The sequence below is a fragment of the Rhodanobacter humi genome, from assembly GCF_041107455.1.
GTDB lineage: Bacteria > Pseudomonadota > Gammaproteobacteria > Xanthomonadales > Rhodanobacteraceae > Rhodanobacter_A.
In genome coordinates, this window is record NZ_JBGBPY010000001.1 from 2,955,320 (window position 1) to 2,977,297 (window position 21,978).

Genomic DNA, 21,978 nt, shown 5'->3' on the forward strand with positions numbered 1-21,978 from the left:
GAAATTTTGCTCATGTAGCTCAGTCGGTAGAGCACTTCCTTGGTAAGGAAGAGGTCACAGGTTCGATTCCTGTCATGAGCACCATCATTGTTGCTCGCCCGTTCCGGGCGGTTTTCCTCTCATTGACTCCACCGGGATTCTGGTCATGGCAAAGGGCAAGTTCGAGCGCACCAAGCCCCACGTGAACGTGGGCACGATCGGTCACGTGGACCACGGCAAGACGACGCTGACGGCGGCGCTGACGAAGGTTGGTGCGGAACGTTTTGGCGGCGAATTCAAGGCCTACGACGCGATCGACGCGGCGCCGGAAGAGAAGGCGCGCGGCATCACGATCTCGACGGCGCACGTGGAATACGAGTCGCCGGTGCGCCATTACGCGCACGTGGACTGCCCGGGCCACGCCGACTATGTGAAGAACATGATCACGGGTGCGGCGCAGATGGACGGTGCGATCCTGGTGTGCTCGGCCGCGGATGGCCCGATGCCGCAGACGCGCGAGCACATCCTGCTGTCGCGCCAGGTGGGCGTGCCGTACATCGTGGTGTTCCTGAACAAGGCCGACATGGTGGACGACGCCGAGCTGCTGGAGCTCGTCGAGATGGAAGTGCGCGAGCTGCTGTCGAAGTACGACTTCCCGGGCGACGACACCCCGATCATCAAGGGTTCGGCGCTGAAGGCGCTGGAAGGCGACCAGAGCGAGATCGGCGTGCCGGCGATCATCCAGCTGGTGGATGCGCTGGACAGCTACATCCCGGAGCCGGTGCGTGCGATCGACAAGCCGTTCCTGATGCCGGTGGAAGACGTGTTCTCGATCTCGGGCCGCGGCACCGTGGTGACCGGCCGTATCGAGCGCGGCGTGATCAAGGTCGGTGACGAAATCGAAGTGGTCGGCATCCGTCCGACCCAGAAGACCACCGTGACCGGCGTGGAAATGTTCCGCAAGCTGCTGGACCAGGGCCAGGCGGGCGACAACGCGGGTCTGCTGCTGCGCGGCCTGAAGCGTGACGACGTGGAGCGTGGCCAGGTGCTGGCGAAGCCGGGCACGATCACCCCGCACACGGACTTCGAGGCCGAGGTGTACGTGCTGTCGAAGGACGAAGGCGGCCGTCATACGCCGTTCTTCAAGGGCTACCGCCCGCAGTTCTACTTCCGCACCACCGACGTGACGGGCGCCTGCCAACTGCCGGACGGCGTGGAGATGGTGATGCCGGGCGACAACGTGAAGATGGTGGTGAGTCTGATCCACCCGATCGCGATGGACGAAGGCCTGCGCTTCGCGATCCGCGAAGGCGGCCGCACTGTCGGCGCCGGTGTGGTGGCCAAGGTCATCAAGTAATACCCTGCGGGATCCGGGTGACGGGATTCGGAAGCGTGACAACGCGCTTTCGGGTCCTGGGGGCCGGATCCCGTTTCCCGTTTCAGATACGCCAGTAGCTCAATTGGCAGAGCAGCGGTCTCCAAAACCGCAGGTTGGGGGTTCGAGTCCCTCCTGGCGTGCCATCTTCCCGAGGATCGATGACGGATGACGGCGTACCGGACGCTTTCCAGGTTCCGGTGACCGATGACATCCGCAGACTGCACATGAACACCAAGGCAGAACAGCCCAAGGGCACGAGCGTCGCCGATATCGGCAAACTGGTGCTGGCCGCCGTGATCCTGGTGGCCGGCGTCGTCGCCTATTCCTGGTTCAGCAATGACGCCAACGTGCCGCCGGTGGTGCGCCTGCTGGGCGTGCTGGCGGCGCTGGTGATCGCACTGGCGATCGCCGCGTTCACCGCGCTGGGACGTCGCGTGCGGCACTTCCTCGCCGAATCGCAGTTCGAAATGCGCAAGGTGGTCTGGCCGACTCGCGACGAGACGATCAAGACCACCGGCATCATCCTCGTCGTGGTCATCATCCTGTCGCTGCTGCTGGGCCTGATCGACCTGATCCTGAAGTCGGTCATTCTCGACTGGCTGCTCAAGCTGTGAGGTCAAAGCCGTGAGCAAGCGTTGGTATGTGGTGCACGCCTATTCGGGCTTCGAGAACCAGGTGAAGCGGGCGCTCTCCGAGCGCATCGTGCGCGCCGGGATGGAGGAGAAGTTCGGCGAGGTGCTGGTGCCGACCGAAGAAGTGATCGAGATGCGAGGCGGCCAGAAGCGCCGCAGCGATCGCAAGTTCTTCCCCGGCTATGTGCTGGTGCAGATCGAGACGAACACCGAGGGCAAGGCGCCGCGCATCGACGACGAGTGCTGGCACCTGGTGAAGGAAACCCCCAAGGTGATGGGCTTCATCGGCGGCACCGCCGACAAGCCACTGCCGATCAAGGACAGCGAGGCCGACACCATCCTCAGCCGCGTGCGCGAGGGCGTGGAAAAGCCCAAGCCCAAGGTGCTGTTCGAGCCGGGCGAGATGGTGCGCGTCACCGAGGGCCCGTTCAACGACTTCAACGGCGTGGTCGAGGAAGTCAACTACGAGAAGAGCCGCCTGCGTGTGGCGGTGCTGATCTTCGGCCGCTCTACTCCAGTAGAACTGGAGTTTGGCCAGGTCGAGAAGGCTTAATCTGGCTGAGGCGTTCGGGCGGAGCGGCATTGCATCGCACGTTCGCCTCCTCTCCCCTCCGGGGAGAGGATTGAGGTGAGGGGCCGGGGCTTGCGCAAGGATTGATTCGAAGCGCTCTCCGGTCTGGACGTCAGGCCAGCCTGGTCCCTCATCCGGTTCTTCGGGTCAGCTTCTCTCCGCAGGGCAGGGAGAAGAGCGTTCGGCACGGGGCTTGCTAGAAGGCTGGTCAATCCTTATACTGCACGGTTCCCGCCGGGGTCTTTCGACCCGGCGTGTCCGTGTTTCAGGAATCCGCGGGAGCGCGGTTTCCCCTCTCAACCAGGGACGTTGCATGGCGAGGAGCCGCAAGGCGCCTGAACTCGCGAGGAAAATCCAATGGCAAAGAAAGTAGTTGGCTACATCAAGCTGCAGGTCAAGGCCGGTCAGGCCAACCCCAGCCCGCCGGTCGGTCCGGCGCTGGGTCAGCGCGGCTTGAACATCATGGAATTCTGCAAGGCGTTCAACGCCGCCACGCAGAAGATGGAGCCGGGTCTGCCGATTCCGGTGATCATCACCGCGTATTCCGATCGCAGCTTCACCTTCATCACCAAGACTCCGCCGGCCACGATCCTGATCAAGAAGGCTACCGGCGTCGCCAAGGGTTCGTCGAAGCCGAACACCGACAAGGTCGGCAAGATCACCCGCAAGCAGCTCGAAGACGTTGCCAAGCAGAAGGAGCCGGATCTGACGGCTGCCGATCTGGACGCCGCGGTGCGCACCATTGCCGGTAGCGCGCGCAGCATGGGCCTGGTGGTGGAGGGTTAAGACATGGCAAAGATCACCAAGCGTATGAAGGCCGCCCAGGCCGCGGTGCAGCCGGGCAAGGTCTACGGCCTGGAAGAGGCCCTGAAGATCGTCAAGGACAACGCCAAGGCGAAGTTCGCCGAATCCGTCGACGTGGCCGTGCGCCTCGGCATCGACGCGAAGAAGTCGGACCAGGGCGTGCGCGGTTCTTCGCTGCTGCCGCACGGCACCGGCAAGACCGTCAAGGTCGCCGTGTTCTGCCCGGCCGGCGAGAAGGCCGAGGCCGCCAAGGCCGCCGGCGCCGACGCGGTCGGCATGGATGACCTGGCCGAGCGCATGCAGGGCGGCGACCTCGACTTCGGTCGCGTGATCGCCACGCCGGACGCGATGCGCGTGGTCGGCAAGCTGGGCCAGCTGCTCGGCCCGCGTGGCCTGATGCCGAACCCGAAGGACGGCTCGGTCACCGCCGACGTCGTCACCGCGGTCAAGAACGCCAAGGCCGGCCAGGTGAAGTTCCGCAACGACAAGGCGGGCATCATCCACGCCACCATCGGCAAGGCCACATTCGAGGCCGCGCAGCTCGCGGACAACCTCAACGCGCTGGTCGCCGACCTGCTGAAGGCCAAGCCGGCCACGGCCAAGGGCCAGTTCCTGCAGAAGGTGGCGCTGTCGTCCACGATGGGCGTCGGCGTTGCCGTGGATACCGCGTCGCTGAACATCGCGACCAAGTAAGGAAGTGTTTTTCCCGCGCGGCCGGTTGCCGCGCGGGTCGTTTTTGAGGGCAGCCCCGATCGCATGGTCGAGGCAGCCGTCAAAGACCGCAGGCGCGGTCAGCGCGCGACGACGACGGGCAGGGAGCTCGCTCATGGCAGGGAATCGCCGTCGTCGCCAGCCCGGCCGCTTAATCGGATGCCCGCCATCCGGCCTGCGCAGATGGTGACGCCCCCACTGGAATGATTCGTCGTTCTGGAAAGGCCACCACCCGGGACGCCCCGCGTCCCCGACGTCACGGACGGCGTCGCCCAGGACCGCAAGCGGCAGGAGCCGTGAGCGGAGTTCATTTGGAGGAGTGCAATGGCTCTCAATCTGTCCCAGAAGCAAGAAGTAGTCGCCGAGCTGGCAGAAGTCGCCGCGAAGGCCCACTCCCTGGTCGCTGTCGAGTACGCGGGCACCACGGTCGAGCAGATGACCGCGATGCGCAAGAAGGCCCGCGAGACCGGCGTGTTTCTGAAGGTTGTCAAGAACACGCTGGCATCGCGCGCCGTGGCGGGCACCGGGTTCGAGGTCGTCAAGGACGTCCTGACCGGTCCGCTGCTGTATGCGTTCTCGACCGAGGAACCCGGCGCTGCCGGTCGCCTGATCAAGGAATTCGCCAAGAGCAACGACAAGCTGAAGGCGCGCGTCGTCTCGGTGGAAGGCAAGCTGCTGCCGGCCGCGCACGTCGACGTGCTGGCCTCGCTGCCGACCCGTGACGAGGCGCTGGCCATGCTGGCCCGCGTGCTGGCCGAGCCGGCCGCGATGTTCGCCCGCGCCGTCAAGGCCGTGGCCGACAAGCAGGGCGGTGGCGAAGCCGCCGAAGCCCCTGCGGCCGCCTGATCCCGACGACGTATCCGTAACGAATCCATTTCCAGAGGTAAATCAAAATGTCCCTGAGCAACGAACAGATCGTTGAAGCCGTCGCCGCCAAGTCGCTGATGGAAGTGATGGAGCTGGTGAAGGCCATCGAAGAGAAGTTTGGCGTGTCCGCTGCTGCCCCGGTCGCTGTGGCCGCCGCCGGTGGTGGTGCCGCCCCGGCCGCCGAAGAGCAGACCGAGTTCGACGTGATCCTGAAGAGCGCCGGCGACAAGAAGGTCGATGTGATCAAGGCCGTCCGCGCGATCACCGGCCTGGGCCTGAAGGAAGCCAAGGACCTCACCGAGGCCGGTGGCGTCGTGAAGGAAGCCGCTTCGAAGGAAGACGCCGCGAAGTTCAAGAAGGACCTGGAAGCTGCTGGCGCCACGGTCGAACTGAAGTAATCGGCGCTCTTGCGCGCCGTCAGTCAGACCTAGCGCAAGCCAAGCCTGGGGGCGAAAGCTCCCGGGCTTTGGCCGCTTCAAGAGCGGGCGGCGTGAAGCGCCGCCGCGGGTCAGGATGGCCCGCCGTGGATCAGGCGCTCGCGCCTGATCCAGCGGAGCCCGCCTCCGGCGGGCGAGCAAGCAATGGGCAGGAGCCCATTGCTTGCTCATCGAGCACGGACGCTCTTGCTCTGAGGCATCGCGGCTGTCGATTCGCCAAGAGTCGACAACCGCGATCCCGCAGATCCAAGCACCCCCATTCAGCCGGTGCGTGCACCACCGGCGTCACTGCGAACCGAGGCGTCAACCCATGACCTACTCGTTTACCGAGAAGAAGCGCATCCGCAAGGATTTCGGCAAGCGGCCCCCCGTGCTGGGCGTGCCCAACCTGCTGACCATCCAGACCGATTCCTACCGGGAATTCCTGCAGGAGCACGTCGCGCCCAAGAAACGCGAGGACAGGGGTCTGCATGCCGCCTTGAAGTCGGTGTTCCCGATCGTGAGCTACTCGGGCAACGCCGCGCTGGAGTATGTCGAGTACCGCCTCGGCGAGCCCGGTTTCGACGAGCGCGAGTGCCGCAACCGCGGCATGACCTTCGGCGCGCCGCTGCGCGTCACCGTGCGCCTGGTGATCTACGACAAGGACAGCCCGGCCTCGAAGAAGGCCGTGAAGTACGTCAAGGAGCAGGAGGTCTACATGGGCGAGATCCCGCTCATGACCGATACCGGCACCTTCATCATCAACGGCACCGAGCGCGTCATCGTCTCGCAGCTGCACCGTTCGCCGGGCGTGTTCTTCGACCATGACCGCGGCAAGACGCACAGCTCGGGCAAGCTGCTGTTCTCGGCCCGCGTGATCCCCTACCGCGGCTCGTGGCTGGACTTCGAGTTCGACCCGAAGGACGCGCTGTTCACCCGTATCGACCGTCGCCGCAAGTTGCCGGTGACCGTGTTGCTGCGCGCGCTGGGTTACTCGAACGAGGAGATGCTGGCCATCTTCTTCGAGCACAACGTGTTCCACCTGGGCGCCAAGGGCGGCACCACGCTGGAGTTGGTCGCCGAGCGCCTGCGCGGCGAGACGCTTTCGTTCGACCTGGCGATCGGCGGCAAGGTGCTGGTGGAAGCCGGCAAGCGCATCACTGCGCGCCACGTGCGCCAGCTCGCGGCCGAGAACATCACTGCGCTGGAAGTGCCGGACGACTACCCGGTCGGCCGCATCCTGGCGATCGACATCGTCGACCCGAAGACCGGCGAGCTGCTGGCCTCGGCCAACGACGAGATCACTGCCGAGCAGTTGGAGAACTTCCGCAAGGCCGGCATCGACGTCGTGCCGACGCTGTACGTCAACGACCTCGACCGTGGCGCCTACATCTCGCACACCCTGCGCATCGACAACACCCGCACCCCGCTGGAGGCGCTGGTGGAGATCTATCGCATGATGCGCCCGGGCGAGCCGCCGACGAAGGACGCCGCGCAGAACCTGTTTTTCAACCTGTTCTTCACCTTCGACCGCTACGACCTGTCGGCAGTCGGCCGGATGAAGTTCAACCGCCGCGTGGGCCGCAAGGAGATCCTCGGTCCGGGCGTGCTGTACGACCACAAGTACTTCGGCGACCGCAAGGAAGAGGAGTCCCAGCGCCTGGTCAAGGAGCAGGGTGAAACCTCCGACATCCTCGACGTGCTGAAGGTGCTGATCGAGATCAAGAATGGCCACGGCACGGTGGACGACATCGACCACCTCGGCAACCGCCGCGTGCGTTCGGTCGGCGAGATGACCGAGAACACCTTCCGCATCGGCCTGGTGCGCGTGGAGCGCGCCGTGCGCGAGCGCCTGAGCCTGGCCGAGGCCGATGGCCTCACCCCGCAGGACCTGATCAACGCCAAGCCGGTGGCGGCCGCGGTGAAGGAGTTCTTCGGCTCCTCGCAGCTCAGCCAGTTCATGGACCAGAACAACCCGCTGTCGGAAGTGACGCACAAGCGCCGCGTCTCGGCCCTGGGGCCGGGCGGCCTGACCCGCGAGCGCGCCGGCTTCGAGGTGCGCGACGTGCACCCGACCCATTACGGCCGCGTCTGCACCATCGAGACGCCGGAAGGCCCGAACATCGGCCTGATCAACTCGCTCGCCGTGTACGCGCGCACCAACCAGTACGGCTTCCTGGAGACGCCGTACCGCGAGGTGGCGAACGGCAAGGTCACCAACAAGGTGGACTACCTGTCGGCGATCGAGGAAGGCGACCACGTGATCGCGCAGGCGAACTCGCCGCTGGACAAGCACGGCGCCTTCGTCGAGGAATTCGTCTCCTGCCGCTTCCGCGGCGAGTCCGAGCTGCGCCCGGCCGCCGAAGTCGACTACATGGACGTCTCGCCGATGCAGACCGTGTCGGTGGCGGCGGCGCTGGTGCCGTTCCTGGAGCACGACGACGCGAACCGCGCGCTGATGGGCGCGAACATGCAGCGCCAGGCCGTGCCGACGCTGCGTTCGCAGACTCCGCTGGTGGGCACCGGCATCGAGCGCGCGGTGGCGCGCGACTCCGGCGTCACCGTTTCCGCCAGGCGCGGCGGCGTGATCGACCAGGTCGACGCCGGCCGCATCGTGGTGCGCGTGCACGAGGCCGAGGTGGGCGAGAACGACGCCGGCGTCGATATCTACACGCTGACCAAGTACACCCGCTCCAACCAGAACACCAACCTCAACCAGCGCCCGCTGGTGAACGTGGGCGACGTGGTGGCGAAGGGCGACACGCTGGCGGACGGTTCCTCGACCGACCTCGGCGAGCTCGCGCTCGGCCAGAACATGCTGATCGCGTTCATGCCGTGGAACGGCTACAACTTCGAGGACTCGATCCTGCTGTCCGAGCGCGTCGTGCAGGAAGACCGCTACACCTCGATCCACATCGAGGAGCTGGCCTGCGTCGCGCGTGACACCAAGCTGGGCGCCGAGGAAATCACCGCCGACATCCCGAACGTGGGTGAGCAGGCGCTGGCGCGTCTGGACGAGTCCGGCATCGTCTACATCGGTGCCGAGGTGAAGGCCGGCGACATCATGGTCGGCAAGGTCACGCCGAAGGGCGAGAGCCAGCTGACGCCGGAAGAGAAGCTGCTGCGCGCGATCTTCGGCGAGAAGGCGAGCGACGTGAAGGACAGCTCGCTGCGCGTGCCGCCGGGCATGGACGGCACCGTGATCGACGTGCAGGTGTTCACCCGCGACGGCATCGAGAAGGACAAGCGCGCCAAGCAGATCGAGGAAACCGAGATCAAGCGCATCCGCAAGGACTTCGACGACCAGTTCCGCATCCTGGAAGGCGCGATCTACAACCGCATGCGCACCCAGCTCGTCGGCCAGAGCGCGATGAGCGGCCCGGGCGGCCTGAAGCGCGGCGCCGAGATCACCGACGCCTACCTGGACGGCCTGAAGAAGGACGACTGGTTCAAGATCAACGTCAAGGACGAGGCGGTCACCGAGTTCCTCGAGCGCGCGGCCGAGCAGGTCAAGCGCCACAAGGAGGAGTTCGACAAGCGCTTCAAGGAGAAGCAGGGCAAGATCACCCAGGGCGACGACCTTGCGCCGGGCGTGCTGAAGATGGTCAAGGTGTTCCTGGCCGTGAAGCGCCGCATCCAGCCGGGCGACAAGATGGCCGGCCGTCACGGCAACAAGGGTGTGGTCTCCAACGTGGTGCCGGTCGAGGACATGCCGTACATGGCCGACGGCAACTCGGTGGACATCTGCCTGAATCCGCTGGGCGTGCCGAGCCGCATGAACATCGGCCAGATCCTGGAAGTGCACCTGGGCTGGGCCGCGAAGGGTCTGGGCCGGAAGATCCAGCTGATGCTGGAGGCGCAGGCCAAGGTCAAGCAGGTGCGCGAGTTCCTCGACCAGATCTACAACCACCACGTCGCCGGCGCGGTGCAGCACGTCGATCTGAAGTCGCTGACCGATGAGGAGATCCTCGCGTTGGCGAACAACCTGCAGCAGGGCGTGCCGATGGCCACGCCGGTGTTCGATGGCGCCGAGGAAACCGAGATCAAGGCGATGCTGAAGCTGGCGGATCTGCCCGAGTCGGGCCAGACCACGCTGTACGACGGCCGCACCGGCGAGGCGTTCGACCGTCCGGTCACCGTGGGCTACATGCATTACCTGAAGCTCAACCACCTGGTCGACGACAAGATGCATGCGCGCTCCACCGGCCCGTACTCGCTGGTCACCCAGCAGCCGCTGGGCGGCAAGGCGCAGTTCGGCGGCCAGCGTTTCGGCGAAATGGAAGTCTGGGCGCTGGAAGCCTACGGCGCGGCCTACACCCTGCAGGAAATGCTGACGGTGAAGTCCGACGACGTGCAGGGCCGCAACCAGATGTACAAGAACATCGTCGACGGCAACCACGAGATGGCGGCGGGCATGCCGGAATCCTTCAACGTGCTGGTGAAGGAAATCCGCTCGCTCGGTATCGATATCGATCTGGAAGAAGTGAAGTGAGTTGAGGAGGAGGCGCGGAGCGAACCGCCGCTCTGCGCACTCCCGATTCTTGATTCTCCATTCCCTATTTCCGATCTTCGGAGACATCCATGAAAGACCTGCTCAACCTCTTCAACCAGCAGCGCGAAACGCGCGATTTCGACGCGATCAAGATCGCGCTGGCCTCGCCGGAACTGATCCGCTCCTGGTCGTACGGCGAAGTGAAAAAGCCGGAGACGATCAACTACCGCACCTTCAAGCCCGAGCGCGACGGCCTGTTCTGCGCCGCGATCTTCGGCCCGGTGAAGGACTACGAGTGCCTGTGCGGCAAGTACAAGCGCATGAAGCACCGCGGCGTGGTGTGCGAGAAGTGCGGCACCGAGGTGACGCTGGCCAAGGTGCGCCGCGAGCGCATGGGCCACATCGAGCTGGCCAGCCCGACCGCGCACATCTGGTTCCTCAAGTCGCTGCCCTCGCGCATCGGCCTGATGCTGGACATGACCCTGCGCGACATCGAGCGCATCCTGTACTTCGAAGCGTTCGTGGTGATCGATCCGGGCCTGACCGCGCTCGAGCGCGGCCAGCTGCTCAGCGAAGACCAGTACCTGGAAGCGGTGGAAGAGCACGGCGACGAGTTCGACGCCCGCATGGGCGCCGAGGCGGTGTACGAGCTGCTGAAGTCGCTGGATCTGCCGGGTGAAGTGATCCGCCTGAAGGAAGAGATCGCCTCCACCAATTCCGAGACCAAGCTGAAGCGCCTCACCAAGCGCGTGAAGCTGATCGAGGCGTTCCTGGAATCCGGCAACAAGCCGGAGTGGATGGTGCTGACCGTGCTGCCGGTGCTGCCGCCGGACCTGCGCCCGCTGGTGCCGCTGGATGGCGGCCGCTTCGCGACCTCCGACCTGAATGACCTGTACCGTCGCGTCATCAACCGCAACAACCGCCTGAAGCGCCTGCTCGAACTCAACGCGCCCGACATCATCGTGCGCAACGAGAAGCGCATGCTGCAGGAATCGGTCGACGCGCTGCTCGACAACGGCCGCCGCGGTCGTGCCATCACCGGCACGAACAAGCGCGCGCTGAAGTCGCTGGCCGACATGATCAAGGGCAAGCAGGGCCGCTTCCGCCAGAACCTGCTCGGCAAGCGCGTGGACTACTCCGGCCGTTCGGTGATCACCGTGGGCCCGACCCTGCGCCTGCACCAGTGCGGCCTGCCGAAGAAGATGGCGCTGGAGCTGTTCAAGCCCTTCATCTTCGCCAAGCTGCAGGCTCGCGGCGAAGCCACCACGATCAAGGCGGCCAAGAAGCTGGTCGAGCGCGAGGAAGGCCAGGTCTGGGACATCCTGGAAGAGGTGATCCGCGAGCATCCGGTGCTGCTGAACCGCGCGCCGACCCTGCACCGCCTCGGCATCCAGGCGTTCGAGCCGAAGCTGATCGAAGGCAAGGCGATCCAGCTGCATCCGCTGGTCTGCACCGCGTTCAACGCTGACTTCGACGGCGACCAGATGGCGGTGCACGTGCCGCTGTCGATCGAGGCGCAGCTGGAAGCGCGCGCGCTGATGATGTCCACCAACAACATCCTCAGCCCCGCCAACGGCGAGCCGATCATCGTGCCGACCCAGGACGTGGTGCTGGGCCTGTACTACATGACCCGCGAACTGGTGAACGTGAAAGGCACCGGCATGGTGTTCTCCGGCATCAGCGAGGTGCGCCGCGCCTATGACAACCGCGCGGTCGAGTTGCACGCCAAGATCAAGGTGCGCCTGAGGCAGGTGCATATCGCCGCCGATGGCGCCCGCAGCGAGGAAATCAAGCTGGTCGAGACCACCGTGGGTCGCGCGCTGCTCGCCGAGATCCTGCCGGAAGGCCTGCCGTTCCAGCTTGCCAACACCGAGCTGACCAAGAAGGCGATCTCGCGCCTGATCAACGCCAGCTACCGTCGCCTGGGCCTGAAGGAAACCGTGGTCTTCGCCGACCAGCTGATGTACACCGGCTACCGCTTCGCGACGCGCGCCGGCATCTCGATCGGCATTGACGACATGAAGATCCCGGCCGAGAAGAAGGCGATCCTGGAAGAGGCCGAGAAGGAAGTCGTCGAGATCCAGCAGCAGTACCAGTCGGGCCTGGTCACCGCCGGCGAGCGCTACAACAAGGTGGTCGACATCTGGTCGCGCACCAACGAGCTGGTCGCCAAGGCGATGATCGACGGCATCGGCACCGAGACGGTGACCGACAACGAGGGCAAGCAGGTCGCCCAGAAGTCGATGAACTCGCTGTACATCATGGCCGACTCCGGCGCCCGTGGTTCGGTGGCGCAGATCCGCCAGCTGGCCGGCATGCGCGGCCTGATGGCGCGTCCGGACGGCTCGATCATCGAGACCCCGATCAAGGCCAATTTCCGCGAAGGCCTGAACGTGCTGCAGTACTTCAACTCCACCCACGGCGCCCGCAAGGGCCTGGCGGACACGGCGCTGAAGACTGCGAACTCCGGTTACCTCACCCGCCGTCTGGTGGACGTGGCGCAGGACGTCGTCGTCACCATGGACGACTGCGGCACCGAGGAAGGCCTGGTGATGCAGCCGATCGTGGAAGGCGGCGACGTGGTCGAGCCGCTGCGCGACCGCGTGCTGGGCCGCGTGGTGGTCGAGGACGTCTACGCCCCCGGCAACGACGACCAGCCGATCGTCGAGCGCGACACCTTGCTGAACGAGGCGCTGGTCGAGAAGCTGGACAAGGCCGGCGTGCAGTCGATCAAGGTGCGTTCGCCGATCACCTGCGCCGCCAGCCACGGCGTGTGCAAGCTGTGCTACGGCCGCGACCTGGCCCGGGGTCACCTGGTCAACATGGGCGAGGCCGTGGGCGTGGTTGCCGCGCAGTCGATCGGCGAGCCCGGCACCCAGCTGACCATGCGTACCTTCCACATCGGCGGCGCCGCTTCGCGTGCCGCGGCGGTGGACAACGTGACGGTGAAGACCACCGGCACGCTGAAGTTCAACAACCTGAAGACCGTGCAGCACGCGCAGGGACACCTGGTCGCGGTGTCGCGTTCGGGCGAGGTGTCGGTGCTCGACGCCAACGGCCGCGAGCGCGAGCGCTACAAGGTGCCTTACGGTGCCACCATCGCGGTGAAGGACGGCGCACCGGTGAAGGCCGGCCAGACCGTGTCGAACTGGGATCCGCACACCCACCCGATCGTCACCGAGGTGGCCGGCGTGGTGCGCTTCATCGACTTCCTCGATGGCGTCACCGTGCAGAGCCAGACCGACGAACTGACCGGCCTGGAGTCGGCGGTGGTCACCGATCCGAAGCGCCGCGGCACTCAGGCCAAGGATCTGCGCCCGATCGTGCGCCTGGAAGATGCCAAGGGCCGCGAGCTCAAACTGCCGGGCACCGACATCGCCGCGCAATACTTCCTGCCGGCCGGCGCGATCGTGTCGATCCAGAATGGCGCCGCGGTGGGCGTGGGCGACGTGGTCGCACGTATCCCGCAGGAAACCTCCAAGACCCGCGACATCACCGGCGGTCTGCCCCGCGTGGCCGACCTGTTCGAGGCGCGCAAGCCGAAGGAACCGGCGGTGCTGGCCGAGCGTTCGGGCGTGATCAGCTTCGGCAAGGACACCAAGGGCAAGCAGCGCCTGATCATCAAGGACGTCGACGGCAACGAGCACGAGGAGCTGATTCCGAAGTGGCGCCAGGTCATCGTGTTCGAAGGTGAGCACGTGGAGAAGGGCGAGACCGTGGTGGACGGCGAGCCCAGCCCGCACGACATCCTGCGCCTGCTGGGCGTGGAGCCGCTGGCCTCGTACCTGGTCAAGGAAATTCAGGACGTCTACCGTCTGCAGGGCGTGAAGATCAACGACAAGCACATCGAGGCGATCATTCGCCAGATGCTGCGCAAGGTCGAGATCATCGACGCTGGCGACAGCCACTACCTGCGCGGCGAACAGGTGGAGCGCGTGCGCATCAACGCCGAGAACGAGCGGGCGGAAGGCAAGGGCGAGCGTCCGGCAGAGTACCAGTCGGTGCTGCTGGGCATCACCAAGGCCTCGCTGGCCACCGAGTCGTTCATCTCGGCGGCCTCGTTCCAGGAAACCACCCGCGTCCTCACCGAGGCGGCGGTCCGCGGCACGCGCGATACCTTGCGGGGTCTGAAGGAAAATGTTATCGTCGGCCGTCTGATTCCCGCGGGTACCGGCTTGGCGTATCACGCCTCGCGTCGCAGCCAGGGCGGCCTGACCGCCTCGGAACTGGAGACGCTCTCCGGTACCGCTTCCGCCGTCTCGTTTGCCGAGGCGCCGGCCGGCAGTGAAAGTGGTGCCGAGTAAGCCCGTTCCGGGCGCTGCTCGCTAGACATACGAAATGAGGTGCACGGACGCACCTCGTGTTCGGGTCATGGAAGGCGGGACGCTGGCTTGTCTGTGACAGGCCGTCCGTGTTATATTCCCGCTTCTTGGCAGACCGAGCTTGTTCGGGCTGCCTTTATGTTTTCAGGAAAGGCTTCGCATGGCGACTATCAACCAGTTGGTGCGCAAATCCCGCAGCCCGAAGAGCTACAAGAGCGATTCGCCTGCTCTGCAGAACAGCCCGCAGCGTCGCGGCGTCTGCACGCGCGTTTACACGACCACCCCGAAAAAGCCGAACTCGGCCCTGCGCAAGGTCGCCAAGGTGCGCCTGACCAACGGCTACGAGGTGATCAGCTACATCGGTGGCGAAGGCCACAATCTGCAGGAGCACTCGGTGGTGCTGATCCGCGGCGGTCGCGTCAAGGATCTGCCGGGCGTGCGCTACCACACGGTGCGCGGCAGCCTTGATTGCGCCGGCGTCACCAAGCGTCGCCAGTCGCGCTCGAAGTACGGCGCCAAGCGTCCGAAGGCCTAATTGAGGAGCGCGGTCAGGACGGCCGCTTTTCTTGGGGCATGGATGCCTATTCAAAGAGACAATAACTATGTCGCGTAAAGGTTCCCATCCCGCCCGTGTGGTGCTGCCCGACCCGAAGCACGGCAGCCAGCTGATCGCCCGCTTCATCAACATGGTGATGAAGAGCGGCAAGAAGTCGGTGGCCGAGAGCATCGTCTACGGCGCGCTGGAGCATCTGGGCGAGAAGCACGCCGAGCCGGTGGCTCTGGTCGAGAAGGCGCTGAACAACGTCGCGCCTGCCGTCGAGGTGAAGTCCCGTCGCGTCGGCGGTGCCACCTACCAGGTGCCGGTGGAAGTGCGTCCGGGTCGCCGCATGGCGCTGGCGATGCGCTGGGTGATCGAGGCTGCGCGCAAGCGCGGCGAAACCTCGATGCCGCGCAAGCTGGCCGCCGAGTTGCAGGAAGCTTCCGAGAGCCGTGGTGGTGCCGCCAAGAAGCGTGAGGAAACTCATCGCATGGCGGAAGCCAACAAGGCCTTCTCACACTACCGCTGGTAATCGGCGGTGGTTGCGCCGCCCGCTGATGCGGGCGGCGCCAGACAAGCCGGCACACGTGCCGGATTTTTTCATGACCAGAGCGGCCCGGATGGCCGCCATTGCCCATTCGGGGATGGATCTCCGTCGGATACGACCATGGCACGCACCACTCCCATCGAGCGCTATCGCAACTTCGGCATCATGGCTCACATCGATGCCGGCAAGACCACGACCACGGAGCGCATCCTGTTCTACACCGGTGTCTCGCACAAGATCGGCGAGGTGCACGACGGTGCGGCCACGATGGACTGGATGGAGCAGGAGCAGGAGCGCGGCATCACCATCACTTCCGCCGCCACCACGGCGTTCTGGAAGGGCATGGATGGCTCGATGGACCAGTACCGCTTCAACATCATCGACACCCCCGGACACGTCGACTTCACCATCGAGGTGGAGCGCTCGCTGCGCGTGCTCGACGGCGCGGTGTTCGTGCTGTGCGCGGTCGGCGGCGTGCAGCCGCAGTCCGAGACCGTGTGGCGCCAGGCCAACAAGTACAAGGTGCCGCGCCTCGCGTTCGTCAACAAGATGGACCGCACCGGTGCGAACTTCGACAAGGTGGTCGGCCAGCTGAAGTCGCGCCTGGGCGCGCACCCGGTGCCGATGGTGGTGCCGATCGGTGCCGAGGACAACTTCGAGGGCGTGGTCGACCTGCTCAAGATGAAGGCGATCGTGTGGGACATGGCGTCCCAGGGCATGAAGTTCGAGTACGCGGACATCCCGGCGAACCTCAAGGACAAGGCGGATGAAGCGCACGGCTTCATGGTCGAGTCCGCGGCCGAGGCCACCGAAGAGCTGATGAACAAGTACCTCGAGGAGGGTTCCCTCAGCGAGGACGAGATCATCGCGGGCCTGCGCCAGCGCACCCTGTCCAGCGAGATCATTCCGGTCTATTGCGGCACCGCCTTCAAGAACAAGGGCGTGCAGGCGATGCTGGATGCGGTGGTGCACTTGCTGCCGTCGCCGGTGGATCGTCCGCCGGTGACCGGCATGGACGAGAACGACCACGAGGCGACCCGCAAGGCGGATGACGCCGCGCCGTTCTCCGCGCTCGCGTTCAAGATCATGACCGACCCGTTCGTCGGTTCGCTGACCTTCTTCCGCGTCTACTCGGGCGTGCTGAATGCCGGCGATGCCGTCTACAACCCGGTGAAGTCGAAGAAGGAGCGCATCGGCCGCATCCTGCAGATGCATGCGAACGATCGCCACGAACTGAAGGAAGTCCGCGCGGGCGACATCGCCGCCGCGGTCGGCCTGAAGGACGTGACGACCGGCGACACGCTGTGCGCGCAGGATCACGTGATCACCCTGGAGCGCATGACGTTCCCGGAGCCGGTGATCTCGATGGCGGTGGAGCCGAAGACCAAGTCCGACCAGGAAAAGATGGGCGTCGCGCTGGGCCGCCTGGCCGCCGAGGATCCGTCCTTCCGCGTGCGTACCGACGAGGAATCCGGCCAGACCATCATCTCGGGCATGGGCGAGTTGCACCTCGACATCATCGTCGACCGCATGAAGCGCGAGTTCAACGTCGAGGCCAATGTCGGCAAGCCGCAGGTGGCGTATCGCGAGACGATCCGCTCCAGCGACGTCAAGTCCGACTACAAGCACGCCAAGCAGTCCGGCGGCAAGGGCCAGTACGGTCACGTCGTGATCGAGATGTCGCCGATCAGCGATGCCGACCGCGCCGACGAGAAGCTGTCCGCGGCGATCAAGGACGACTTCCTGTTCATCAACGACATCACCGGCGGCGTGATCCCGAAGGAGTTCATCCCCTCGGTCGAGAAGGGTCTGCGTGAAACCATCACCAGCGGTCCGCTGGCGGGCTTCCCGGTGGTGGGCGTCAAGGTGAAGCTGGTGTTCGGCTCCTATCACGACGTCGACTCGTCCGAAATGGCGTTCAAGCTGGCCGCCTCGATGGCGTTCAAGCAGGGCTTCGCGAAGGCCTCGCCGGTGCTGCTCGAGCCGATCATGAAGGTCGAGGTGGTGACGCCGGAGGATTACGTGGGTGACGTGATGGGCGACATGAGCCGTCGCCGCGGCATCCTGCGCGGCCAGGAAGACACGCCGTCGGGCAAGACCATCGACGCGTTCGTTCCGCTGGGCGAGATGTTCGGCTACGCCACCACCATCCGTTCGCTGACCCAGGGTCGCGCCACCTTCACGATGGAGTTCGACCACTACGCCGAGGCGCCGAACAACATCGCCGAGCAGGTGGTCAAGAAGGCTTAACCGCAGCGGTCTTTCGCTTTTGTGTTTCGGAAAAAACAGTGCGGCCTACCCAGGTCGCGTAATTGAAACGACGCGGCAATCGCCGCACTGACAGCAAGTTCTATCTAGAGGTCTCAAGTCATGGCAAAGGGCAAGTTCGAGCGCACCAAGCCCCACGTGAACGTGGGCACGATCGGTCACGTGGACCACGGCAAGACGACGCTGACGGCGGCGCTGACGAAGGTTGGTGCGGAACGTTTTGGCGGCGAATTCAAGGCCTACGACGCGATCGACGCGGCGCCGGAAGAGAAGGCGCGCGGCATCACGATCTCGACGGCGCACGTGGAATACGAATCGCCGGTGCGCCATTACGCGCACGTGGACTGCCCGGGCCACGCCGACTACGTGAAGAACATGATCACGGGTGCGGCGCAGATGGACGGTGCGATCCTGGTGTGCTCGGCCGCCGATGGCCCGATGCCGCAGACGCGCGAGCACATCCTGCTGTCGCGCCAGGTGGGCGTGCCGTACATCGTGGTGTTCCTGAACAAGGCCGACATGGTGGACGACGCCGAGCTGCTGGAGCTCGTCGAGATGGAAGTGCGCGAGCTGCTGTCGAAGTACGACTTCCCGGGCGACGACACCCCGATCATCAAGGGTTCGGCGCTGAAGGCGCTGGAAGGCGACCAGAGCGAGATCGGCGTGCCGGCGATCATCCAGCTGGTGGATGCGCTGGACAGCTACATCCCGGAGCCGGTGCGTGCGATCGACAAGCCGTTCCTGATGCCGGTGGAAGACGTGTTCTCGATCTCGGGCCGCGGCACCGTGGTGACCGGCCGTATCGAGCGCGGCGTGATCAAGGTTGGTGACGAAATCGAAGTGGTCGGCATCCGTCCGACCCAGAAGACCACCGTGACCGGCGTGGAAATGTTCCGCAAGCTGCTGGACCAGGGCCAGGCGGGCGACAACGCGGGTCTGCTGCTGCGCGGCCTGAAGCGTGACGACGTGGAGCGTGGCCAGGTGCTGGCGAAGCCGGGCACGATCACCCCGCACACGGACTTCGAGGCCGAGGTGTACGTGCTGTCGAAGGACGAAGGCGGCCGTCATACGCCGTTCTTCAAGGGCTACCGCCCGCAGTTCTACTTCCGCACCACCGACGTGACGGGCGCCTGCCAGCTGCCGGACGGCGTGGAGATGGTGATGCCGGGCGACAACGTGAAGATGGTGGTGAGCCTGATCCACCCGATCGCGATGGACGAAGGCCTGCGTTTCGCGATCCGCGAAGGCGGCCGCACCGTCGGCGCCGGTGTGGTGGCCAAGGTCATCAAGTAAGTACCGTTGCCCCGGCGGCTTGCTGCCGGGACAACTTCCGTCGTTGACCCGACCCGATGGGTCGGATCACGCCGGGGAAAGGAGGGCGGGTCGCGTCGATCTCGACCCCCTTCACTAAATCCAGATTTACCGTTATACTTTGCAGCTCACTTGCCAGACGGATGATCTTCGACTGGCTCACAGCGAAATGAGGCGCAGGAAGTGCTTCGAGTTCGCAGGCCGTGGACGGCCATCGCATTCGGCGTAGTTTCGGGTCAATCCCGCCGCCACGCCACTGCGCAGCAGGATTTGCGCCAAGCGAGCCACTACGTGCTCGCTTGGCGTTTTTCAGGTCGGGATCGCCAGGTGCGGCCCCGATGGTTCCAGAGAGCAGTGCGATGCGGTGAGAAGCCGCCTCGTTGCACAGTCAAGTTCTTTTGATAACAGGACACGGTTTTATGGCGAACCAGAAGATTCGCATCCGCCTCAAGGCGTTCGATCATCGTCTGATCGACCGTTCGGCCAGCGAGATCGTCGAGACGGCCAAGCGCACCGGTGCCACGGTACTCGGTCCGATTCCGCTCCCGACCAAGATCGAGCGTTACACCATTCTGGTGTCGCCGCACGTCGACAAGGATGCCCGCGACCAGTACGAGACCCGTACCCACAAGCGCGTGCTCGACATCGTCGACCCCAACGACAAGACCGTGGACGCGCTCATGAAGCTTGATCTCGCCGCTGGCGTCGATGTTCAGATCAAGCTCGGTTGAGCGACAGACAGGATACGAACATGAGTATCGGACTGGTAGGCCGCAAGTGCGGCATGAGCCGGCTCTTCACTGAAGACGGGCGTTCGATCCCGGTGACCCTCATCGAGGCCACCCCGAACCGCGTCACCCAGCTGAAGACGGAAGACAACGATGGCTACAGCGCCGTGCAGGTCGCGGCGGGCGTGAAGCGCGCCAGCCTGCTGACGGCGCCGCTGAAGGGTCATTACGCGAAGGCCAAGGTGGAGCCGGGCCGCGGCCTGTGGGAGTTCCGCGTGGCCGCCGAGGATCTCGGCAAGTACAGCGTGGGCGCGGAGATCAAGGCGGACGAGTTGTTCTCGGTCGGCCAGATCGTCGACGTCGCCGGCGTGTCGAAGGGCAAGGGCTTCCAGGGCACCATCAAGCGCTGGAACTTCAAGATGGGCGATGCAACGCACGGCAACTCGCTGTCGCACCGCGCGCCGGGTTCGATCGGCCAGCGCCAGACGCCGGGCCGCGTGTTCCCCGGCAAGAAGATGTCCGGCCAGATGGGTAACGTGAATCGTACCCAGCAGGGTCTGGAAGTGGTCAAGGTCGACGCCGAGCGTCATCTGATCGCGGTGAAGGGCGCTGTCCCCGGTGCGACCGGTGGCGACGTCGTGATCCGTCCGACCACCAAGGGTTGAGGAGAGACGCCATGGAACTGAATGTCATTGGCGCCAAGCCGCTCAGCGTGTCGGACGAAGTGTTCGGCGGCGAGTTCAAGCAGGCCCTGATCCACCAGGTGGTGGTTGCGTACCAGGCCGGCGCCCGCGCCGGTACCAAGGCGCAGCTGTCGCGTGGCGAGATGTCGGGCACCACCAAGAAGTTCAAGAAGCAGAAGGGCGGCGGTGCCCGTCACGGCGACTACCGCGCCCCGATCTTCGTGGGCGGCGGCGTGACGTTTGCCGCGAAGCCGCGCAGCTTCGAGCAGAAGGTCAACCGCAAGGCCTATCGCGTGGCGATCCGCTCGATCCTGGCCGAACTGAACCGCCAGGGTCGCATCAAGGTGGTCGAGAGCTTCGGCGTCGACCAGCCCAAGACCAAGGCGATGATTGCCAAGCTCGCCGAGCTTGAGGTGTCCGGTCGCGTGCTGCTGGTTTCCGAGGATGCCAGCGAGGCGCTGTACCTGGCCGCGCGCAACATCCCCTACCTGCATGTGCTGGACGTGATGGCGCTGAACCCGGTCAGCCTGGTCGGTTCCGACCACATCGTCATGACCGTCGACGCGGTGAAGAAGATCGAGGAGTGGCTGGCATGAGCAACGAACGCATTCTCGACACGCTGCGCGCGCCGCACATCTCCGAGAAGTCGGCTCGCGTCGGCGAGCACAACCAGTATGTTTTCGTGGTGGCCCCCGAGGCGACCAAGGCCGATGTCCGTGCGGCGGTGGAGCAGATGTTCGACGTCAAGGTCGAGCAGGTGAACCTCGTCAACAGCAAGGGCAAGGTCAAGTCCTTCCGTTTCCGCGCTGGCAGCCGCCAGGGCAAGCGCAAGGCTTATGTGCGTCTCGCCGATGGCCAGTCCATCGACGTGTCGGCCAAGGCCTGAGCCAGGAGTTCTTCGAGATGGCACTAATCACCCACAAGCCGACCTCGCCGGGTCGCCGTGACGCGGTCAGCGTCCGCACGGAAGGCCTGCACAAGGGCGCGCCGCACGCGGCGTTGACCGAGGCGCAGTCCAAGACCGGCGGCCGCAACCACTTCGGTCGCATCACCACGCGTCATCGCGGCGGCGGTCACAAGCAGCATTACCGCATCATCGACTTCAAGCGCGACAAGGAAGGCATTGCCGCCAAGGTCGAGCGCATCGAGTACGACCCGAATCGCACCGCGCACATCGCGCTGCTGTGCTACGCCGACGGCGAGCGCCGCTACATCATCGCGCCGAAGGGCGTGCAGGTGGGCGACCGCCTGCTGTCCGGCCACGACGCGCCGATCAAGGCCGGCAACTGCCTGCAGCTGCGCAGCATCCCGGTGGGTTCCACCATCCACTGCATCGAGATGAAGCCGGGCAAGGGTGCGCAGATCGCTCGTTCCGCCGGCGCCTCGGTGCAACTGGTGGCCCGCGAGTCCGGCTACGCCACGCTGCGCCTGCGCTCCGGCGAAATGCGCCGCGTGCCGGTCGAGTGCCGCGCCACGATCGGCGAGGTCGGCAACGGCGAGCACAGCCTGAAGAAGCTCGGCAAGGCCGGCGCCAAGCGCTGGCTGGGCATCCGCCCGACCGTGCGCGGCGTGGTGATGAACCCGGTCGACCATCCGCACGGTGGTGGTGAAGGCCGTACCTCCGGCGGCCGTCACCCGGTCAGCCCGTGGGGCACGCCGACCAAGGGTTACAAGACCCGCAACAACAAGCGCACGCAGCAGTTCATCGTGCGTCGCCGCAAGTAACAGGAA

The 21,978-nt window shown here is 65.2% G+C and carries 18 protein-coding genes and 2 tRNA genes; all 20 read left to right on the forward strand.

From position 1 onward, the window contains the following. The first annotated feature begins 8 nt into the window (after positions 1 to 8). Positions 9 to 84: transfer RNA gene (locus AB7878_RS13115), tRNA-Thr, on the forward strand. 61 nt (positions 85 to 145) lie between these two features. Next, on the forward strand, positions 146 to 1,336 hold the full coding sequence (gene tuf, locus AB7878_RS13120) for an elongation factor Tu (RefSeq protein WP_077481275.1): 1,191 nt from the start codon (positions 146 to 148) through the stop codon (positions 1,334 to 1,336). A gap of 88 nt (positions 1,337 to 1,424) precedes the next feature. Next, positions 1,425 to 1,500, forward strand: a tRNA-Trp gene (locus AB7878_RS13125). An 81-nt stretch (positions 1,501 to 1,581) separates the two neighbouring features. Then, the gene (gene secE / locus AB7878_RS13130; protein ID WP_369494796.1) at positions 1,582 to 1,971 is read left to right on the forward strand and encodes a preprotein translocase subunit SecE; all 390 of its coding nucleotides are present in this window, start codon (positions 1,582 to 1,584) and stop codon (positions 1,969 to 1,971) included. Between the two features lie 10 nt (positions 1,972 to 1,981). Next, positions 1,982 to 2,542 (forward strand): transcription termination/antitermination protein NusG, encoded by a 561-nt coding sequence (gene nusG, locus AB7878_RS13135; RefSeq protein WP_369494797.1) that lies wholly within the window; start codon positions 1,982 to 1,984, stop codon positions 2,540 to 2,542. A gap of 375 nt (positions 2,543 to 2,917) precedes the next feature. Further along, the gene (gene rplK / locus AB7878_RS13140; RefSeq protein WP_077481280.1) at positions 2,918 to 3,346 is read left to right on the forward strand and encodes a 50S ribosomal protein L11; all 429 of its coding nucleotides are present in this window, start codon (positions 2,918 to 2,920) and stop codon (positions 3,344 to 3,346) included. Between the two features lie 3 nt (positions 3,347 to 3,349). After that, positions 3,350 to 4,057 carry a 50S ribosomal protein L1 gene (rplA, locus tag AB7878_RS13145; protein ID WP_369494798.1) on the forward strand — a complete coding sequence of 236 codons (708 nt, stop codon included), beginning with the start codon at positions 3,350 to 3,352 and terminating at the stop codon, positions 4,055 to 4,057. Between the two features lie 342 nt (positions 4,058 to 4,399). After that, positions 4,400 to 4,921, forward strand: coding sequence for a 50S ribosomal protein L10 (rplJ, locus tag AB7878_RS13150; protein WP_077481284.1), 522 nt, complete (start codon positions 4,400 to 4,402; stop codon positions 4,919 to 4,921). A gap of 47 nt (positions 4,922 to 4,968) precedes the next feature. Next, positions 4,969 to 5,340, forward strand: coding sequence for a 50S ribosomal protein L7/L12 (rplL, locus tag AB7878_RS13155; RefSeq protein WP_369494799.1), 372 nt, complete (start codon positions 4,969 to 4,971; stop codon positions 5,338 to 5,340). 349 nt (positions 5,341 to 5,689) lie between these two features. Further along, complete coding sequence (rpoB, locus tag AB7878_RS13160; RefSeq protein ID WP_369494800.1) at positions 5,690 to 9,850, forward strand: DNA-directed RNA polymerase subunit beta; 4,161 nt, start codon at positions 5,690 to 5,692, stop codon at positions 9,848 to 9,850. An 89-nt stretch (positions 9,851 to 9,939) separates the two neighbouring features. Next, positions 9,940 to 14,154: a DNA-directed RNA polymerase subunit beta' gene (gene rpoC / locus AB7878_RS13165; RefSeq protein ID WP_369494801.1), complete on the forward strand. Its 4,215-nt coding sequence runs from the start codon at positions 9,940 to 9,942 to the stop codon at positions 14,152 to 14,154. A gap of 178 nt (positions 14,155 to 14,332) precedes the next feature. Then, the gene (rpsL, locus tag AB7878_RS13170; protein WP_077481292.1) at positions 14,333 to 14,707 is read left to right on the forward strand and encodes a 30S ribosomal protein S12; all 375 of its coding nucleotides are present in this window, start codon (positions 14,333 to 14,335) and stop codon (positions 14,705 to 14,707) included. 67 nt (positions 14,708 to 14,774) lie between these two features. Continuing rightward, entirely contained in the window at positions 14,775 to 15,242 is a 468-nt protein-coding gene (rpsG, locus tag AB7878_RS13175; RefSeq protein ID WP_192105773.1) for a 30S ribosomal protein S7, read from the forward strand. Between the two features lie 135 nt (positions 15,243 to 15,377). After that, positions 15,378 to 17,507, forward strand: coding sequence for an elongation factor G (fusA, locus tag AB7878_RS13180; protein ID WP_369494802.1), 2,130 nt, complete (start codon positions 15,378 to 15,380; stop codon positions 17,505 to 17,507). Between the two features lie 120 nt (positions 17,508 to 17,627). After that, on the forward strand, positions 17,628 to 18,818 hold the full coding sequence (tuf, locus tag AB7878_RS13185) for an elongation factor Tu (protein WP_077481275.1): 1,191 nt from the start codon (positions 17,628 to 17,630) through the stop codon (positions 18,816 to 18,818). 437 nt (positions 18,819 to 19,255) lie between these two features. Further along, positions 19,256 to 19,567 (forward strand): 30S ribosomal protein S10, encoded by a 312-nt coding sequence (rpsJ, locus tag AB7878_RS13190; RefSeq protein WP_014402136.1) that lies wholly within the window; start codon positions 19,256 to 19,258, stop codon positions 19,565 to 19,567. A gap of 20 nt (positions 19,568 to 19,587) precedes the next feature. Then, positions 19,588 to 20,229 carry a 50S ribosomal protein L3 gene (gene rplC / locus AB7878_RS13195; protein ID WP_369494803.1) on the forward strand — a complete coding sequence of 214 codons (642 nt, stop codon included), beginning with the start codon at positions 19,588 to 19,590 and terminating at the stop codon, positions 20,227 to 20,229. Between the two features lie 11 nt (positions 20,230 to 20,240). Then, positions 20,241 to 20,843: a 50S ribosomal protein L4 gene (gene rplD / locus AB7878_RS13200; protein ID WP_369494804.1), complete on the forward strand. Its 603-nt coding sequence runs from the start codon at positions 20,241 to 20,243 to the stop codon at positions 20,841 to 20,843. Then, positions 20,840 to 21,133 (forward strand): 50S ribosomal protein L23, encoded by a 294-nt coding sequence (gene rplW, locus AB7878_RS13205; protein ID WP_077481302.1) that lies wholly within the window; start codon positions 20,840 to 20,842, stop codon positions 21,131 to 21,133. Before rplD ends, rplW begins: the two co-directional genes overlap by 4 nt. A gap of 17 nt (positions 21,134 to 21,150) precedes the next feature. Then, positions 21,151 to 21,972, forward strand: a complete 822-nt coding sequence (gene rplB, locus AB7878_RS13210; RefSeq protein WP_077481304.1) for a 50S ribosomal protein L2 — start codon at positions 21,151 to 21,153, stop codon at positions 21,970 to 21,972. Positions 21,973 to 21,978: the final 6 nt, after the last annotated feature.

Coding starts and splice junctions, on each gene's coding strand:
- tuf (WP_077481275.1), top strand. CDS start 146: ATGGCAAAGGGCAAGTTCGAGCGCACCAAGCCCCACGTGAACGTGGGC.
- rplL (WP_369494799.1), top strand. CDS start 4,969: ATGTCCCTGAGCAACGAACAGATCGTTGAAGCCGTCGCCGCCAAGTCG.
- rpoB (WP_369494800.1), top strand. CDS start 5,690: ATGACCTACTCGTTTACCGAGAAGAAGCGCATCCGCAAGGATTTCGGC.
- rpoC (WP_369494801.1), top strand. CDS start 9,940: ATGAAAGACCTGCTCAACCTCTTCAACCAGCAGCGCGAAACGCGCGAT.
- rplC (WP_369494803.1), top strand. CDS start 19,588: ATGAGTATCGGACTGGTAGGCCGCAAGTGCGGCATGAGCCGGCTCTTC.
- rplB (WP_077481304.1), top strand. CDS start 21,151: ATGGCACTAATCACCCACAAGCCGACCTCGCCGGGTCGCCGTGACGCG.
- tuf (WP_077481275.1), top strand. CDS start 17,628: ATGGCAAAGGGCAAGTTCGAGCGCACCAAGCCCCACGTGAACGTGGGC.
- rpsG (WP_192105773.1), top strand. CDS start 14,775: ATGTCGCGTAAAGGTTCCCATCCCGCCCGTGTGGTGCTGCCCGACCCG.
- fusA (WP_369494802.1), top strand. CDS start 15,378: ATGGCACGCACCACTCCCATCGAGCGCTATCGCAACTTCGGCATCATG.
- rplK (WP_077481280.1), top strand. CDS start 2,918: ATGGCAAAGAAAGTAGTTGGCTACATCAAGCTGCAGGTCAAGGCCGGT.
- rplA (WP_369494798.1), top strand. CDS start 3,350: ATGGCAAAGATCACCAAGCGTATGAAGGCCGCCCAGGCCGCGGTGCAG.
- rplJ (WP_077481284.1), top strand. CDS start 4,400: ATGGCTCTCAATCTGTCCCAGAAGCAAGAAGTAGTCGCCGAGCTGGCA.
- rplD (WP_369494804.1), top strand. CDS start 20,241: ATGGAACTGAATGTCATTGGCGCCAAGCCGCTCAGCGTGTCGGACGAA.
- rplW (WP_077481302.1), top strand. CDS start 20,840: ATGAGCAACGAACGCATTCTCGACACGCTGCGCGCGCCGCACATCTCC.
- rpsJ (WP_014402136.1), top strand. CDS start 19,256: ATGGCGAACCAGAAGATTCGCATCCGCCTCAAGGCGTTCGATCATCGT.
- rpsL (WP_077481292.1), top strand. CDS start 14,333: ATGGCGACTATCAACCAGTTGGTGCGCAAATCCCGCAGCCCGAAGAGC.
- secE (WP_369494796.1), top strand. CDS start 1,582: ATGAACACCAAGGCAGAACAGCCCAAGGGCACGAGCGTCGCCGATATC.